The organism is Bradyrhizobium sp. WBAH42 (assembly GCF_024585265.1).
Taxonomy (GTDB): domain Bacteria; phylum Pseudomonadota; class Alphaproteobacteria; order Rhizobiales; family Xanthobacteraceae; genus Bradyrhizobium.
Genome location: NZ_CP036533.1, coordinates 744,059 through 759,603, shown reverse-complemented (window position 1 = coordinate 759,603; position 15,545 = coordinate 744,059). Strand labels below are relative to the sequence as shown.

At 65.4% G+C, this 15,545-nt stretch carries 17 protein-coding genes and 1 pseudogene; 11 read left to right on the top strand and 7 right to left on the bottom strand.

The features are described from left to right. The first annotated feature begins 29 nt into the window (after positions 1-29). Entirely contained in the window at positions 30-650 is a 621-nt protein-coding gene (locus DCG74_RS03585) for a helix-turn-helix transcriptional regulator (RefSeq protein WP_172788791.1), read from the top strand. 77 nt (positions 651-727) lie between these two features. Here the strand turns inward: DCG74_RS03585 and DCG74_RS03580 are convergent, their stop codons facing one another. The 4 genes from DCG74_RS03580 to DCG74_RS03565 all read right to left on the bottom strand — a co-directional run bounded on the left by DCG74_RS03580 (position 728) and on the right by DCG74_RS03565 (position 2,907). Beyond that, entirely contained in the window at positions 728-976 is a 249-nt protein-coding gene (locus tag DCG74_RS03580; protein ID WP_172788790.1) for a hypothetical protein, read from the bottom strand. Between the two features lie 153 nt (positions 977-1,129). Then, a complete protein-coding gene (locus tag DCG74_RS03575) occupies positions 1,130-1,504 on the bottom strand; it encodes an Hpt domain-containing protein (RefSeq protein WP_172788789.1) in 375 nt (124 codons plus the stop codon). 154 nt (positions 1,505-1,658) lie between these two features. After that, on the bottom strand, positions 1,659-2,357 hold the full coding sequence (locus DCG74_RS03570) for a Crp/Fnr family transcriptional regulator (RefSeq protein ID WP_172788851.1): 699 nt from the start codon (positions 2,355-2,357) through the stop codon (positions 1,659-1,661). Next, positions 2,305-2,907, bottom strand: coding sequence for a hypothetical protein (locus tag DCG74_RS03565; RefSeq protein ID WP_257187546.1), 603 nt, complete (start codon positions 2,905-2,907; stop codon positions 2,305-2,307). The genes DCG74_RS03570 and DCG74_RS03565 overlap by 53 nt, the downstream gene beginning before the upstream one ends. Positions 2,908-3,250: 343 nt before the next feature. On the opposite strand from DCG74_RS03565, the gene DCG74_RS03560 reads away from it, so the two are divergent. The 9 genes and pseudogenes from DCG74_RS03560 (at position 3,251) to DCG74_RS03520 (ending at position 9,988) form a co-directional block, all read left to right on the top strand. Further along, complete coding sequence (locus tag DCG74_RS03560) at positions 3,251-3,673, top strand: response regulator (RefSeq protein WP_172788850.1); 423 nt, start codon at positions 3,251-3,253, stop codon at positions 3,671-3,673. A gap of 437 nt (positions 3,674-4,110) precedes the next feature. Next, the gene (locus DCG74_RS03555) at positions 4,111-4,245 is read left to right on the top strand and encodes a hypothetical protein (RefSeq protein ID WP_257187545.1); all 135 of its coding nucleotides are present in this window, start codon (positions 4,111-4,113) and stop codon (positions 4,243-4,245) included. Continuing rightward, the gene (locus DCG74_RS03550; protein ID WP_172789752.1) at positions 4,238-7,036 is read left to right on the top strand and encodes a hybrid sensor histidine kinase/response regulator; all 2,799 of its coding nucleotides are present in this window, start codon (positions 4,238-4,240) and stop codon (positions 7,034-7,036) included. The genes DCG74_RS03555 and DCG74_RS03550 overlap by 8 nt, the downstream gene beginning before the upstream one ends. 27 nt (positions 7,037-7,063) lie before the next feature. After that, positions 7,064-7,177, top strand: a pseudogene (locus tag DCG74_RS38970) (chemotaxis protein CheW); the annotation flags it as partial. A 67-nt stretch (positions 7,178-7,244) separates the two neighbouring features. After that, on the top strand, positions 7,245-7,664 hold the full coding sequence (locus DCG74_RS03540) for a chemotaxis protein CheW (RefSeq protein WP_175424018.1): 420 nt from the start codon (positions 7,245-7,247) through the stop codon (positions 7,662-7,664). Between the two features lie 33 nt (positions 7,665-7,697). Further along, positions 7,698-8,084 carry a response regulator gene (locus tag DCG74_RS03535; RefSeq protein WP_018321619.1) on the top strand — a complete coding sequence of 129 codons (387 nt, stop codon included), beginning with the start codon at positions 7,698-7,700 and terminating at the stop codon, positions 8,082-8,084. Positions 8,085-8,144: 60 nt separating this feature from the next. Next, positions 8,145-9,023 carry a protein-glutamate O-methyltransferase CheR gene (locus DCG74_RS03530; RefSeq protein ID WP_172789328.1) on the top strand — a complete coding sequence of 293 codons (879 nt, stop codon included), beginning with the start codon at positions 8,145-8,147 and terminating at the stop codon, positions 9,021-9,023. Between the two features lie 2 nt (positions 9,024-9,025). Then, positions 9,026-9,343 carry a PilZ domain-containing protein gene (locus tag DCG74_RS03525; RefSeq protein WP_172789327.1) on the top strand — a complete coding sequence of 106 codons (318 nt, stop codon included), beginning with the start codon at positions 9,026-9,028 and terminating at the stop codon, positions 9,341-9,343. 141 nt (positions 9,344-9,484) lie between these two features. Beyond that, positions 9,485-9,988, top strand: coding sequence for a response regulator (locus DCG74_RS03520; RefSeq protein WP_172789326.1), 504 nt, complete (start codon positions 9,485-9,487; stop codon positions 9,986-9,988). 20 nt (positions 9,989-10,008) lie between these two features. Here the strand turns inward: DCG74_RS03520 and DCG74_RS03515 are convergent, their stop codons facing one another. After that, positions 10,009-10,311, bottom strand: a complete 303-nt coding sequence (locus DCG74_RS03515) for a hypothetical protein (protein ID WP_172789325.1) — start codon at positions 10,309-10,311, stop codon at positions 10,009-10,011. A gap of 150 nt (positions 10,312-10,461) precedes the next feature. Between DCG74_RS03515 and DCG74_RS03510 the strand changes: the two genes are divergently transcribed. Next, entirely contained in the window at positions 10,462-11,097 is a 636-nt protein-coding gene (locus DCG74_RS03510; RefSeq protein ID WP_172789324.1) for a response regulator transcription factor, read from the top strand. Positions 11,098-11,296: 199 nt separating this feature from the next. Here DCG74_RS03510 and DCG74_RS03505 read toward each other — a convergent pair whose 3' ends face one another. Both DCG74_RS03505 and DCG74_RS03500 read right to left on the bottom strand, forming a co-directional pair. Further along, positions 11,297-14,905, bottom strand: coding sequence for a PAS domain S-box protein (locus DCG74_RS03505; protein WP_172789323.1), 3,609 nt, complete (start codon positions 14,903-14,905; stop codon positions 11,297-11,299). Then, positions 14,883-15,302, bottom strand: a complete 420-nt coding sequence (locus DCG74_RS03500; RefSeq protein ID WP_172789322.1) for a response regulator — start codon at positions 15,300-15,302, stop codon at positions 14,883-14,885. The genes DCG74_RS03505 and DCG74_RS03500 overlap by 23 nt, the downstream gene beginning before the upstream one ends. Between the last annotated feature and the right edge of the window lie 243 nt (positions 15,303-15,545).

Here is a 15,545-nt window from a genome sequence, read left to right as displayed (position 1 = left end):
ACCCGCCCCGGTTCCGGTAAACGAGTGACATGGGGTCACAGAATGATACGGCCACCGATTCGCGGCCGTCGGAATGGCACGAAAGCGCTGCTTCAGCTGAAGAGCCCGATTTCGTCCGTCTGAGCGCCGTTCGTGCACAGGCGGCCGACGAAATGGCGGCTGCGATCGCTCGCGAGCTCAACGGCCCCCTGACCGCGCTGCTGCTCTACATGGGCGAGATCAAGCATCACAGCGATCAGCTCGTCCCCGCCATGGGCGATCGTGCCTATCTGCAGCGGGTGGTGGAGAACGCGCTGGCACAGACCGAGCGCGTTTGCGGCCTGGTCAAGCAGCTCGCCGGCGCTCACAAGGGCGGCTTGTCGGCCCCGTCCAGCACCGAGGAGGCAGAATCGAGGGCCGCCCGCGTGCTGCAGCCGCCGCGCGCACCGAGCGCCGATCTTCTCGGCCCGTCCGGCCAGAAGCGGCTGACCAAGCGCGAGCGCGAGGTGCTGAGGCTGATCAGCGAAGGCTACTCGAACAAGCAGGGCGCGCTGCGCATGCAGATCAGTCCGCGCACCTTCGAGAGTCATCGCGCCGAGGCGATGCGCAAGCTCGGTGCGCGCAACACCGCGGACCTCGTCCGTGCGGCGCTCTTGCATGCGATCGACTGATCCGGGCTGGTTGCGCCGCCCTCGGGCGGCGCGGACGAGATGCCGAAGATCCATCTCGATAGTTTGGAAATCCGCGCTCAGAAATAGTCTTCGGCGAACGGACGTGCGCGCGGGGCGGGACGCAGCGGTTTGATCTCTTCCTTCGGCGCGCTCGGAATGATCGTGATGGTCCAGCGGGGAGGCATGCTCGATTCCTGCTCCAGCACCGAGCGCACGAAACCGGTCACGGTCGACTCGCCGGCCCTGACCGTCGCCATCCGGCCGTTGAACTGTGCGATGCGGAAGCGACGAACCTCCTTCTGGTCGGCGGTCTCGTAGGTGAACATGGAAAACCCTCCTGGTTTTCCGGGACTATCGCCAGCTATGATTAGCCATCTGTGAAAATCGCAAACCGTAGAAGTACGGCGGGAATACACGCGCCGGTAGTTCGGGAGCGCTTTTACGCGAAGTAGCGCGACGAGGGCGCGCCAAAAAGCGAACTAGCCTTGCGGCTCCTGTGCATGCGCGGCGGCGTAGGCCGCATCCATCAGGTCCAGCATCGCGTGGAATTCGGCCTCGCCGAGGCTTTCCGCGGTTTTCTCCAGCCGCAGTGCCAGCGCTGCGAGCCTGAGATAGCCGAACGTTCCGGCCGCGCTCTTCAACGAATGCGCTTCGCGCGCGATCTTGGCGTGGTGCTGCGCAGGCGAGAGCGTGCGGAACAATTGCAGGCGTGCGCAGGTCTCGCTCCAGAACACGTCGCGCACTTCAGTGGCACCGTCCTCGCCGATCTCGCGCACCAGCGCTTCGTACGCCCGCGGCTCGCGCGCGGGTTCGGCATCGAGCGCCATCGCAGGCGCGACGGTGACGTCAAACATGGCCTTGCCTGCCTTGATCACGGTTCGTTGTCGCGCGGCACGTCGCCGCGCGAGGCATGTCGCGTATCTACGGCATTCGAATTTCAGTTCCGGTAGCGGGATGGCCGGTGTTTGCAGGCCGGCATTAGCGCCCGGTTTACCAAGCGGGCGGCGCTCAGTGCGGGCCGAGCAGCCGGTCGTACTGGCCCTTCACGGCGGCGTAGCATTCGCACGCCGTCTGGCGCAGCCCGTCGAGGTTGGTGATCTGGATGTGCCCGCGGCTGTAGTGGATGAAATTGGCCTGCTGCAGCGAGTTGGCGACCAGCGACACGCTGTTGCGCCGGGCTCCGATCATCTGGGCCATGGTCTCCTGGGTCAGCAGCAGACGCGACTCGCCCGACAGATCATGAGTGTGCAGCAGGCAGCGCGACAGCCGCGACTCCACCGGATGGGCGGCGTTGCAGCCCGCGGTCTGCTGCACCTGGGCGTAGACCGCCAGCCCGTGGCGCGAGAGCTGTGCGCGCAGGGTGCTGCTCTGGTCGGCGGCCATGCGCAGGCGGTCCAGATCCACCACCGAGGCGACGCCGGGCACCAGCACGATCGCCGTGTTCAACGCACACGCATCGCCCACGATGGCGAGCGTCCCGAGCAGGCTGTCGCGGCCGATCATGGCGACTTGCACATGCTCGCCCTTGGCCAGTTCCACGACCAGCGAGATGACGCCGCGGTGAGGAAAATAGGCGCGCCTGAGCGTCTCGCCGGTCTCGACCAGCACCGCCTCGTGGGGCAGATCCGCCGTTCGCAGGTGCGGGCGGATCAATTCATAATCGTCCGCCGACAATGCGGACAGGAAACCGTTGGATGGACGCATCATCGTTTCCAAGGCTGCCTCCCCGTTCCCATGCGCCTTCGAATTCGCAGCGCGCGGATGACGTCGTGTGCGGGTAAGTTCCATCATCTTCGCGTCGGGATATATTGGCAATTGAGACAAGTTGTCCGGCCCTGGCGATGCGTCGACGCTGCGTGCACGTCGGCATACAGGGCTCGCATCGTGCTCCCGTCACGCCACCAAGGCCTGGGAACAGCACAACCACCTCCATCGGCGAGATCCCGTCGGCAAGTGCCGCACCGGTCCCCACGACGCCGTCGCGGCCCAGCATCGCAATTTCGATCGTCTGTCCTTCGGACAGGCTCACCCTGATCGAAACGGATCCACCATGCGGGAAGTAGACGTGTCCCGGCGCAATGCCGACCTCGCCCACGACAGATTTACTGACCATTTCGACCGTCGCGAGATACGGACGCAGCAAATCGAAATCTGCCGCGTCGAGCAGTTGCAGCAGCTGATTGGGCGGGGGCCCGCTCACGGTCATGCAGGTCAATCCGGCGGGTTCGATGGTCGGCGGGCGGGGCGGCTTCGTCACTCAGGTGCACAGCGCGCAAATACTAACCTGAAGGTTGTGGTGACGTCCATATACCCGTTAGAGGGCAGACAGGCTGTCTCATTTGCGGCGGAGTTAAGAAGCGCACACTGATTCGCTGGCGAGGCGGCCGTCCTGCAACGCGTACGCGGGAATTGGCGGCAAGGGGGCCTCAGGAGCTGGAAGGCATTGCATCCGCGCTGGCCATCGGGCCGGTTCGCGTCGCCTCGTCCGCTTCCGCAAACGACGTTCGTTCCATCCCTCATCGAAACCAAAGGAGAAAGGCGTGCCCCACGGTTCAATCGTTGAATCGCCGAAACGGGAAGCTCAATTGGGGCGAGACGATCTGCGCCATATTCTCGTCGTCGACGATGACCCGATGGTGTGCATGGCCATCGAGGTCTACCTCCAGCGCAACAATTTTCGGGTGACGATCGCCGAGGGCGGTGAAGCCGGACTGCGTGCCCTCGAGGACAAGCAATTCGATCTGATGATCATCGACATCTTCATGCCGCACATGCGCGGGTTCGAATCGATCCGGATTTTCCACGAGCAGGCGCCGGTGATTCCGCTGATTGCGATGTCCGGCCACGCTTTCGCAAATCTGAACTCGCCCGCGCCCGACTTCCTGCGGATGGCGCTGGAGCTCGGCGCCGCGCGTTGTCTGCGTAAGCCGTTCACGCCGGACGCGCTGCTCGCCGCCATCAACGATTGCCTGGCAGAGCATCGCCCCCGCTCCGACGTTGCCACGGCGGTGCAGCTCGGTTAGCGCCGCACGAGCCGCTCGGCCGCAGGGTAACCGTTCGTTTACCTCGAGCGCGGATCGCGCAAATCGCGGCAGCGCCCAGGAAACGTTCAAGAGCGCGCGCGGCGAGAGCCCCGCCGATTGCGGGCGGCCCGCGCCAACCGCCTGCGGGCCGGCCCTATCGTTCTTTGCGAGCAGGACTTTCCCACGCGCCTCGTCGCGCAATTATCGGCTTGTTGACCGCGCGGCTCCCGCCGTTGCGACGCGGAGGCGGTTTTGCCGAAAAGCGCTGCAGCATGCAGCAGAACCGCAAACTTCTCTTCAATATCCGTAGTAGCACGGAGGATGAAATTAACGGGACTGTGAAAGGGGATGTCTAACGATCCAGGATAGGGGCTTCCGTCCGTGCCGAGGGTGGCTCGGACGTCGCGTTTGCGGCCCAGGTCAGTAAGGCGTAGCTCATGGATGATCTGTTGCGGGAGTTTCTGACGGAGACCAGCGAGAGCCTGGACACCGTGGACAATCAGCTGGTGAAGTTCGAGCAGGAGCCGAACAACGCCAAGATCCTGGATAACATCTTCCGCCTTCATGGATGATCTGTTGCGGGAGTTTCTGACGGAGACCAGCGAGAGCCTGGACACCGTGGACAATCAGCTGGTGAAGTTCGAGCAGGAGCCGAACAACGCCAAGATCCTGGATAACATCTTCCGCCTGGTCCACACCATCAAGGGCACCTGCGGCTTCCTGGGCCTGCCGCGGCTGGAAGCGCTGGCGCATGCCGGCGAGACCCTGATGGGCAAATTCCGTGACGGCATGCCTGTCACCGCCGAGGCGGTGACGGTGATCCTGTCGTCGATCGACCGCATCAAGGAGATTTTGGCTGGCCTGGAGGCAACCGAGGCCGAGCCTGAAGGGAACGACCGCGATCTCATCGACAAGCTGGAGGCCATGGTCGAGCAGGGCATGGCCGCCATGTCAGGCTCGGCGCAGCCGATGCCGGCCGGCACCCCCGTTGCCGATGCGCCGCCGCTGGCGCCCGACGCCCCGGCCGCGGCGCCTGCCAAGGAGATGACCACGGGCTCGCTGGTCGAGCAGACCCTGGAGCGTCCGCTGCGTCCGGGCGAGGTCTCGCTCGACGAGCTCGAGCGCGCCTTCCGCGAGACCGCGATCGAAGCGCCGGTCGCCGCGCCCGTGGCCAAGACTGAGGTCAAGGCTGCACCTGCGCCGGCTGCCGAAGCCGCCGTTGCCAAGGAAGCCGCAAAGGCGCCCAAGGAGAAGGCCGCGAAGAAGTCGATGGCCGACGAGATGGCGGGCGAGGGCGACCGCATCGCCAACCAGTCGATCCGCGTCAACGTGGATACGCTGGAGCACCTGATGACCATGGTCTCCGAGCTGGTCCTGACCCGCAACCAGCTTTTGGAGATCTCCCGCCGCAACGAGGACACCGAGTTCAAGGTGCCCTTGCAGCGCCTCTCCAACGTCACCGCCGAGCTGCAGGAGGGCGTCATGAAGACGCGCATGCAGCCGATCGGCAATGCCTGGCAGAAGCTGCCCCGCATCGTCCGCGACCTCTCATCCGAACTCGGCAAGCAGATCGAGCTCGAGATGCACGGCGCCGACACCGAGCTCGACCGCCAGGTGCTCGATTTGATCAAGGACCCGCTCACCCACATGGTGCGCAACTCCGCCGATCATGGCCTCGAGACCCCCGCCGAGCGCCTCGCCAGCGGCAAGGGCGAGCAGGGCACCATCCGCCTCTCCGCCTATCACGAGGGCGGCCACATCATCATCTGCATCGCCGACAACGGCCGCGGCCTCAACACCGAGAAGATCAAGGCCAAGGCGCTTTCCTCAGGTCTCGTCTCCGAGGCCGAGCTGGAGAAGATGAGCGAAGCCCAGATCCACAAGTTCATCTTCGCGCCGGGCTTCTCGACGGCGGCCGCCATCACCTCGGTCTCGGGCCGCGGCGTCGGCATGGACGTGGTCCGCACCAATATCGACCAGATCGGCGGCACCATCGACATCAAGTCGGTCGCGGGTGAAGGCTCCTCCGTCACCATCAAGATCCCGCTGACGCTCGCCATCGTCTCGGCGCTGATCGTCGAAGCCGCCGGCGACCGCTTTGCGATTCCGCAGCTCTCGGTGGTCGAGCTGGTGCGGGCCCGCGCCAACTCCGAGCACCGCATCGAGCGCATCAAGGACACCGCGGTCCTCAGGTTGCGCAACAAGCTCTTGCCGCTGATCCACCTCAAGAAGCTGCTGAAGATCGACGACGGCGCCGCCAGCGATCCCGAGAACGGCTTCATCGTGGTCACCCAGGTCGGCAGCCAGACCTTTGGCATCGTCGTCGACGGCGTGTTCCACACCGAAGAGATCGTGGTCAAGCCGATGTCGACCAAGCTGCGTCACATCGACATGTTCTCCGGCAACACCATTCTGGGCGATGGCGCGGTGATCATGATCATCGATCCCAACGGCATTGCCAAAGCGCTCGGCGCCGCCGGCTCCTCGGCCCATGACATGGGCGACGAGAACGGGGCGCATCACATCGGCTCCGGCGAGCAGACCACCTCGCTCTTGGTGTTCCGCGCCGGCTCGTCGCAGCCCAAGGCGGTCCCGCTTGGCCTCGTCACGCGCCTGGAAGAGCTGCCCGCCGACAAGATCGAGTTCAGTAACGGCCGCTACATGGTGCAGTACCGCGAGCAGCTGATGCCGCTGGTCGCCATGGACGGCGTCACCATTGCCAGCCAGGGCGCCCAGCCGATCCTGGTGTTCGCCGACGACGGCCGCTCCATGGGCCTCGTCGTCGACGAGATCATCGACATCGTCGAGGAACGCCTCAACATCGAGGTCGGCGGCTCCTCCTCCGGCATTCTCGGCTCGGCCGTGATCAAGGGCCAGGCCACCGAGGTGATCGACGTCGGCCACTTCCTGCCGATGGCGTTCGCCGACTGGTTCACCCGCAAGGAGATGAAGCCGTCGCTGCATTCGCAGTCGGTGCTGCTGGTCGACGACTCGGCGTTCTTCCGCAACATGCTGGCGCCGGTGCTGAAGGCCGCCGGCTACCGCGTCCGCACCGCGCCGACCGCGCAGGAAGGCTTGGCTGCCCTGCGCGCCCAGAGTTTCGACGTGATCCTGACCGACATCGAGATGCCCGACATGAACGGGTTCGAGTTCGCGGAAGTCGTCCGCTCCGACAACAACCTCGCCGCGACGCCGATCATCGGCCTCTCGGCGCTGGTGTCGCCGGCGGCGATCGAGCGCGGCCGGCAGGCCGGCTTCCACGATTATGTCGCCAAGTTCGACCGTCCCGGTCTGATCGCGGCGCTGAAGGAGCAGACCGCGGGCGCCGCCGGCGCCTCCGAGCTGAGCCGGGCGGCGGCGTAAGCAGGACGGGGATCAGGAGACACCGAGATGAGCAAGAAGACCCAGTCCGCTGAAGGCGCCATGGTCGAGTACGTCACCGCGATGATCGGCGGCCAGCTGTTCGGCCTGCCGATCTCCCGCGTCCAGGACGTGTTCATGCCCGAGCGCGTCACCCGCGTGCCCCTGTCCTCGCGCGAGATCGCGGGCGTCCTCAAAGTACGTCACCGCGATGATCGGCGGCCAGCTGTTCGGCCTGCCGATCTCCCGCGTCCAGGACGTGTTCATGCCCGAGCGCGTCACCCGCGTGCCCCTGTCCTCGCGCGAGATCGCGGGCGTCCTCAATCTGCGCGGCCGCATCGTCACCGTGGTCGACATGCGCGCCCGTCTCGGCCTGCCCAAGGCCGAAGACGGCAAGGTGCCGATGGCGGTCGGCGTCGACCTGCGCGGCGAATCCTACGGCCTGCTGATCGACCAGATCGGCGAGGTGCTGCGCCTGTCCGAGGCCGGCAAGGAGGAGAACCCCGTCAACCTCGACCCCCGCATGGCCAAGCTCGCCGGCGGCGTCCACCGCCTCGACGGCCAGCTCATGGTCGTGCTCGACGTCGACCGCGTCCTCGAGCTCGAAACCAAAGTGCAAATGGCCGCGTGAGCCAACGAAAAGCATCGAAGCCGGAGAACCAAAATGAAAACCTGTTTGGTGGTCGATGATTCCAGCGTCGTGCGCAAGATCGCACGCCGGATCCTGGAAGGCCTCGAGTTCGAGGTCACCGAGGCCGAGGACGGCTCGAAGGCGCTCGAGATCTGTCAGCGGCAGCTGCCCGATGCGGTGCTGCTCGACTGGAACATGCCGGTCATGGACGGCTTCGAGTTCATGGGCCACATGCGCCGCCTGCCCGGCGGCGATCAGCCGAAGGTGGTGTTCTGCACCACCGAGAACAACGTGGCTCATATCGCTCAGGCGCTCAGCGGCGGCGCCAATGAGTACATCATGAAGCCCTTCGACAAAGACATCATCGCCGACAAGTTCGCTGAAGTTGGTTTGATCCCGGTCGGACAAGCCATGGTCTGAGTGTGTCTGGCCCAAAGTGCTTGGGCCAGAGTGTTCCAGTACAGTTCGAAGAGGCCATCCGTGACCCCGACCGAGTATGAGTATCTGCGCAAGTTCCTGAAGGACAATTCCGGTCTCGACCTGTCCGCAGACAAGCAATATCTGATCGAAAGCCGCTTGATGCCGCTGGCCCGCAAGGCCGGGATCTCTGGCATCGCCGAGCTCGTGCAGAAGCTGCAAGGCGGCTCGCGCCAGCTGATCACCGACGTGGTCGAAGCCATGACCACCAACGAGACCTTCTTCTTCCGCGACAAGGTCCCGTTCGATCATTTCCGCGACCACATCATGCCGGAGATCATCAGGGCGCGTGCGGCCAAGCGCAGCGTGCGCATCTGGTGTGCCGCCGGCTCGACCGGGCAGGAGCCCTATTCGCTGGCGATGTGTCTGAAGGAGATGGGCGCGGCCCTCACCGGCTGGCGCGTCGAGATCATCGCCACCGACCTGTCGCAAGAGGTGCTGGAGAAGGCCAAGGCCGGCGTCTACAGCCAGTTCGAGGTGCAGCGCGGCCTGCCGATCCAGATGCTGGTGAAATATTTCAAGCAGATCGGCGAGACCTGGCAGATCAATCCCGAATTGCGGGCGATGATCCAGCACCGGCAGCTCAACCTGCTGCACGATTTCGCCCAGCTCGGCACCTTCGACGTCATCTTCTGCCGCAACGTGCTGATCTATTTCGATCAGGACACCAAGATCAACATCTTCAACCGCCTGGCGCGCCAGATCGAGCCTGACGGCTTCCTGGTGCTCGGCGCTGCCGAAACCGTGGTCGGGCTGACCGACACGTTCCGGCCGATTCCGGAGCGGCGCGGCCTCTACAAGCCGAACGATCCGCGCGCGGCAGCGGCCAAGCCGGTTCTCGCCGGTGCGGCGCCGCGCATGGCGGCGGTGGCGGGACGATAATCATGGCCGAGGAGGGCAAGGGCGTCGAGCGCGTGACCTTCAGCCGCGGTTATGATGTCTGCATCATGGCCATCGACGGCACCTGGCGGCGCGACTGCAAGCTCAACGCGATCTCCGACACCGACGCCGTTCTCACGGTGGAGGGCTCGATCCAGGGCTTGAACCTGAAAGAGTTCTTCCTGCTGCTGTCGTCCACGGGTCTCGCCTATCGTCGCTGCGAGCTGGTCCGTGTCAACGGTGCCGAAATGGATATCCAGTTCCTGCGCGGCAAGAATCGGAAGAAGCGCGGTGCGGCCGGCGGTCACGACGCCGCGGCCTGATCCCGCCGCCACTGTCGCCACGCATTCCGACACTTTGCTTCACATTTGCTGAAGACTTCGGAGTCAATTGCACGCAGCAGCTTTACGCGGCTTAAGCGCGAGCCGTGTATCCATTGACGCTCTCAATCTCAGGATACGGCAATGCCCAGAAGTTCTCTTTCCCCGATCTCGTCAAACCTGCCCGACGGCACTGAACGGCGTGCGCTTCAGCTCCTGGTGGTCGACGACGACGCCACGCAGCGCAGCCTGATCACGGTCGCGGCCAAGCAGGCCGGCCACGAGGTCACCGTGGCGCCATCCGTTGCGGACGCGATCGAGAAGCTTCGCGCTGCGCGCTTCGATTGCGTGACGCTCGACCTCGTGCTGGAGGATGGCGACGGCGTCGACGTGCTGCGCGAGATGGCGAGCGCCAAGTTCGCCGGCTCCGTGATCGTCATCAGCGGCATGGACGGCAAGCGCCGCAGTGCCGCCCGCAGCTTCGCCCGTTCCGTCGGGATCGAGCTCCAGAGCCTGCCGAAGCCGCTGGATCTCGCGGCGCTGCGCATCAGCCTCGCCAATCTCGGCAAGACCGCGATGGGCCTGCCGGCGATTCACACCTGGGGTGGTGTCGCCACCGACGCTATCGTGGAGCGGCACCGCGCCTAGCTCGCGGAGCTGCCATGCGGTCAGATGCTGCCGCCCGCCGCGTTGCCGGATTCCGATAGGCATTGCAGGGCGTGGCCGAGGCCCGCCCGGCAGGCATTGAGGGCCGCGCTCGCGCTGGCGTAGCGGGGCGTGACGTCGTCGAGCACGACGATATCCGCGGAACCTTCCGGATCGCTGCCGTGTTCTTGGTCCATGGCTGCGGCGATCCGGCGCATGCTGGTCTCGATCTGTGCGATCAGCAAACGAAGGTCCGCCGCAATCAGCTCACGGCTCGCGATTTCGGGCGTTGCGACGGGAGGCGGCGTGTCGGCCAAATTTAGCATGGATATTCTCCGTCCACTGCAATTAGGCGCCATGCCGCTACTTGTGCGTTAAGTCCATGTCCCGTACAAATACGGGTGGGCCGAATCCGCGCCGAGCGCCATAACGAATGGCGCGGAACGCGAGTCCTTCATGCCAACCGGATGTGGCACATGGCCGAACAAAGCTCTCGCGGTGAAATCTTCGTGGTCGACGACGACCCTGCCGTTCGCGACACCTTGTCGATGGTGTTGAAGGCGGCGGGCTATGAGGTGATCTGTTTTGCCGACGGTGCAGCGCTGCTCTCGGTCGCGCGAAACCGCACACCGGCTGCAATCCTGCTCGACGTGAATATTCCCGGAAAGTCGGGTCTCGACATCCTGAAGGAGCTGCACGGCGAGGACTACCCGGCACCGATCTTCATGATCTCCGGGCAGGGCGACATCGCGATGGCGGTGGGCGCGATCAAGAGCGGCGCACTCGACTTCATCGAGAAGCCGTTCCGCGGCAGCGAGATCGTCGGTCGCCTCGACGAGGCGATCGGCGCCTATGCACGCCGGCAGGCGGAGAACGCGTCGCCGAAATTCGGCTCGCTGCATTTCCCCGGCCGCGAGCCGCTGACGCGCAGGGAGCGCGAGGTGCTCGAGCAGTTCGCCGCCGGTGCCTCCAACAAGGAGGCCGGCCGCACGCTCGGCATCAGCCCGCGCACCATCGAGGACCACCGCGCCAACATCATGAAGAAGCTCGGCGCACGCAATGCCGCCGACCTGATCCGCATCGTGATGACGGCGGCCCAGCGCGCGTCGTAGCGTTATACGTGAGATGCCGTAGGGTGGGCAAAGCGAAGCGTGCCCACGAACTTCACGTGATGCAGTGAGAGAGATCGTGGGCACGGCGCAAGTGCGCCTTTGCCCACCCTACGAGAGCTCGCTGCGCCGCTAAGTTCGCGCTCGTGCAGGCTTCAACACTGTTCTCATATTGCGCTGCGCTCCGTCCGGGTTACGTCTCTCACCCGCTCAGCGCCTTGCGGATGATCCGTGCCAGATCCGATTTGCGATAGGGCTTGGCCAGCAACATCACGCCGGAATCCAGCCGGCCGTGATGGATGATCGCGTTCTCGGTATAGCCTGACGTGTAGACCACCTTGAGATCCGGGCGCGTCTTCATCAGCTCGTCCGCGAGCTGCCGTCCGTTCATCTTGCCGGGCATGATGACGTCGGTGAACAGAAGGTCGAACGGCTTGCCGGCGGCGACGATCGCGAGCGCCTCCGCGGCGTCCGCGGCCTGCAGGGTGACGTAGCCCAGCGAATGCAGCTGCGCGAGCACGTAGTCCCGCACCAGCCGGTCGTCCTCGACGACCAGGATCGTCTCGTGTCCGCCCTCGATCGTCGCCGGCGTCACGCCCTCGCCGCTCGCCGTCGGCGTCTTGCCGGGCGGCAGATACATCTTGATCGTGGTGCCGTGGCCCTCCTCGCTGTAGATCTTGATGTGACCTGCGGACTGCTTGATGAAGCCGTAGACCATCGAAAGCCCGAGCCCGGTGCCCTTGCCCGGTCCTTTCGAGGTGAAGAAGGGGTCGAACACCCTGGGCAGCATGTGCGCGGGAATCCCGGTGCCGGTGTCGCTCACCGCGATCAGCACGTAGTGCCCCGGCGGCACGTCGTTGGCGCCGGCATAGACCTCGTCGAGATAGGCGGCGCCGGTCTCCACGATCAGCTTGCCGCCGCCGGGCATGGCGTCGCGCGCATTCAGCGCCAGGTTGAGGATCGCGGTGGTGAGCTGGTTGGGATCGACGATGGCGACGCAATTCTCGTCCTCGAACACCGATTCGATCTGGATCTGCTCGCCCAGCGTCGGACGCAGCAATTTTGCGGTGTCGACGATCAGCGAGTTGATGTCGATCTCGCGCGGCTGCAGCGGCTGCTTGCGGGCGAAGGCAAGGAGGTGCTGGGTCAGATCGGCGCCGCGCGCGGCGGCCTCGTCGATCATCTTGGTGATCGCCGCGAGCTGCGGCTCCTTGGCGACCGCCTCCGCGAGAATCTCGATCGTCCCGGTGATGACGGTGAGAATGTTGTTGAAGTCATGCGCCACGCCGCCGGTGAGCTGGCCGACGGCCTCCATCTTCTCGGCGTGGCGGATGCGCTCCTCGGCGGCGATCTTGTCGGTGAGGTCGCGGTAGAAGACGTTGAACAGCAGGCCCTCGCGCCGCTTCAGCGCGGTGACGCTCAGCTCGGCCCTGAATTCCTTGCCGTCGCGGCGGCGGCACATCAGCTCGCGGCGGCGGTTCAGCGTCGTGCCGTCCTCTTCGGCCAGGAATTGCTTCAGCCCCGCCCTGACCCTCTCGCGTTCGCTCTCGGCGACGATGAGGTCGATCGTGCTCTTGCCGAGCACCTCGTCGCGGCGCCAGCCGAACAGCTGCTCGGCCTGCGAGTTCCAGTTCAGGATGCTTCCGGTCTCGTCGGTCTGGACGAAGGCGTCGAGCGAGGTCTCGACGATGTTGCGAGCGAGCCGCTCGCTCTCGCGCAGCGATTCCTGCGCGAGCCGCGCTTCGGTCATGTCGCGTCCGACGAAGAAGAAGCGCTTGGCAGGCTCGGACCAGCTGCCGAGCCAGGACAGCCAGACCTCGTGCCCGTTCTTGTGGAGGCAGCGCGTGTCGGCGAGCTTGACGCGCTCGCCGCGGCGCATCGCGCGCATTTCGGCACGGGACTGCTCCAGATGAGCGGGATGAATGAAGTCGGCGCCGCTGCGGCCGATCATCTCGTCCGGTCGATAGCCGAGTATGGTCTGGCTGCTCGGGCTGATCTGCGCGACATGGGCTCGCGCGTCCATGACCATGATCAGGTCCTGCGACGTCTCGAAGATCTGGCGCCGCTCCTCCAGCTGGTTCTGCAGGGCCCGCTCGGCGCGGCGCGCCTCGGTCAGGCTGCGCGCGCTTCCCGAGGCGCCGATGACCTCGCCCGCCGGTCCCTTGATCGGCGACAGGCCGAGCGAAATCTCGACCGGCGTGCCGTCCTTGCGCAGGCGGACCGTCTCGAAGCGTTCGATCGGCTCGCCCCGCGCGATCCGCCGCAGATAGTCCTTGCCGTGCTCGCGGCGGTCGGGTGGGACAATGATCGACGTGGGCTTGCCGATCGCCTCCTCCGCCGTATAGCCGTAAAGGCGTTCGGCGGCCGGATTCCAGCCGGTGATGACGGCATCGAGCGTCTGCATCACGATCGCATCGTCGGACGATTCCACCGCGGCACTGAACAGGCTCTCGCGCGCCGCATGATGGCTTCGCGCCGCCTCGGTGCGGCGATGGTCCTCGATCTCGCGTTCGAGCGCGGCTGTTTTCGCGCGCATCTCCTCCACCATCCGGGCAAAGGCCCGTGCCAGCACGCCGGTTTCGCCGCTGGCATCGACGGGGATATCCGCGGGACGTCCGCTGCCGATGGCCTGCACCGCCTCCGTCAGGCGCCCGATCGGGCGGGTCAACGAGCGCGCCAGCAGCACCGCGAGGGCAGCTGCGGCGAGAACGGCCAGCACGCCGACGAGCAGGGACGTTTTTTGAATGGCGGCCGGCACGCGGCCGAACACGGGCGCAGGGATCGTTTCGATGATGGCGACCCATTCCTTGCCCGCGAGCAGGGTCGGCGCCAGCGCTGCCCCGCTCGGCCGGCCCGATGAATCGGTCATGAGCCGCGTGGATCCTTCCAGCGTGCCCGTCAGAGCCCCGAAGTATGGAAAGTCCTTGCGCCAATCGTTGGGGCGGTCATGCGCTGCGCCGAATTCGCGCATACGGTCGGGATGGACGAGATAGTCGCCGCGCGCGTTTACAACGTGGATCTCTCCGCCGGAGGTCGTTGTCGCACGGACCCGGTCGAGTGCCGGGCGCATGTCGACATTGGCCACGATGATGCCGAACGGCTTGTCGTCGGCTGTGAACAGCGGCATCGCGACCCGCAAAGTCGGCGCGTGGGACGCCCTCGTTCCCCCCTGACGCGTGGCGAGCTCGATGGGAGACACATAGATCTCGCCGGGCGCGAGCCGTATGGCTTCCTGGAAGTAGGCTCGGTCGCTCTTGCGCTCCAGTTCACCGTCCGGGGCGATCCTGACTGCTCCGTTCGGTCCGGAGCGATCGACGTGGACCAGTTCGCGCTGGTCGTTGTCGACGCCGATGATCCTGAACTGCCCGTAGATGGGCTTGGCCTCGATCTCGGCCGCGAGCCGTGCCGCGATACGCTCGCGCCAGGTTTGCTCCGAGACGCCATCCACGGGATCGATCCCTCCGCCGACATGAGCGCGGATCAGGCCGTTGATCGCCGCTGCGGCGCGATAGCCGACCAGATCGCCGCGCACGCCGGCAACGTAGGATTCAAGGTTGGTCGCGAGCAGGCGCGATTGGGCTTCGACCCGCTCCAGCACCCGCGGAATGACGGCCTGTGTGGTGTTGCGATAGCCGAGCCATCCGACCGCGGCCACGGTAACCGCCACCAGCAGGATCATCGCGATGGCCAGCCGCGTGGCCAGCGTCGTTGCTGCTCTCATGGGGAATTTCGCCGGACCCGCCGTATCGCTGCGCCATTTCTGGCTTGCAGCAGAGGAGGTGCCCTTGTCATCGGCGGCCGGAGCGGACATCGGACCCCTCCGGCTCGTGGGCCTTCAGGCAATCTGCGACCACGGCGAGCAGTGTACCGGGCCGGAACGGCTTTTGCAGGCTGGCGACCGCGCCGAGCTTGGTCGCCATCTTCAGGAAATCCGGCTCCGCATAGGCATCCGGCGTGCTCGAACGGCCGGAGATGACGACGATCGGAACGGCCGGGGCCAGCACCCGAATGTGACGCATCGTCTCCAGTCCGTCCATGCCGGGCATGAAGATGTCGAGAAACAGCAGGTCGAACCGGCTGGCCTCGAACAGCGCCAGCCCCTTGCGGCCATCCCCGGCGACCGTCACGTGATGACCAGCCCGTTCCAGCAGCAGCCGGATGGTGAACTGGACGGCCGGATCGTCATCCACGATCAGGATGTTGGCCACGTCTGAAATCCTCCGGAGTCGGCGGAGTTAGTCCCACCAACCGCAAATCAAGCCAATCAACTCGAAATTGTTGCGCGGTTTCTCGTCTGCCGGCAAGCACTTCGGCCGGTGCTGCCGATTTATTGCGCTGCACCGCCAAATATGCCCGCCTGAGTGCATAGCAGAGGTTCGCCATCCGCCAGCCCAGCGCCTTGCCGGGGGTGGATTGCCTGTGAGAAGAGCAGGGCCAATCCTCCGGACGGA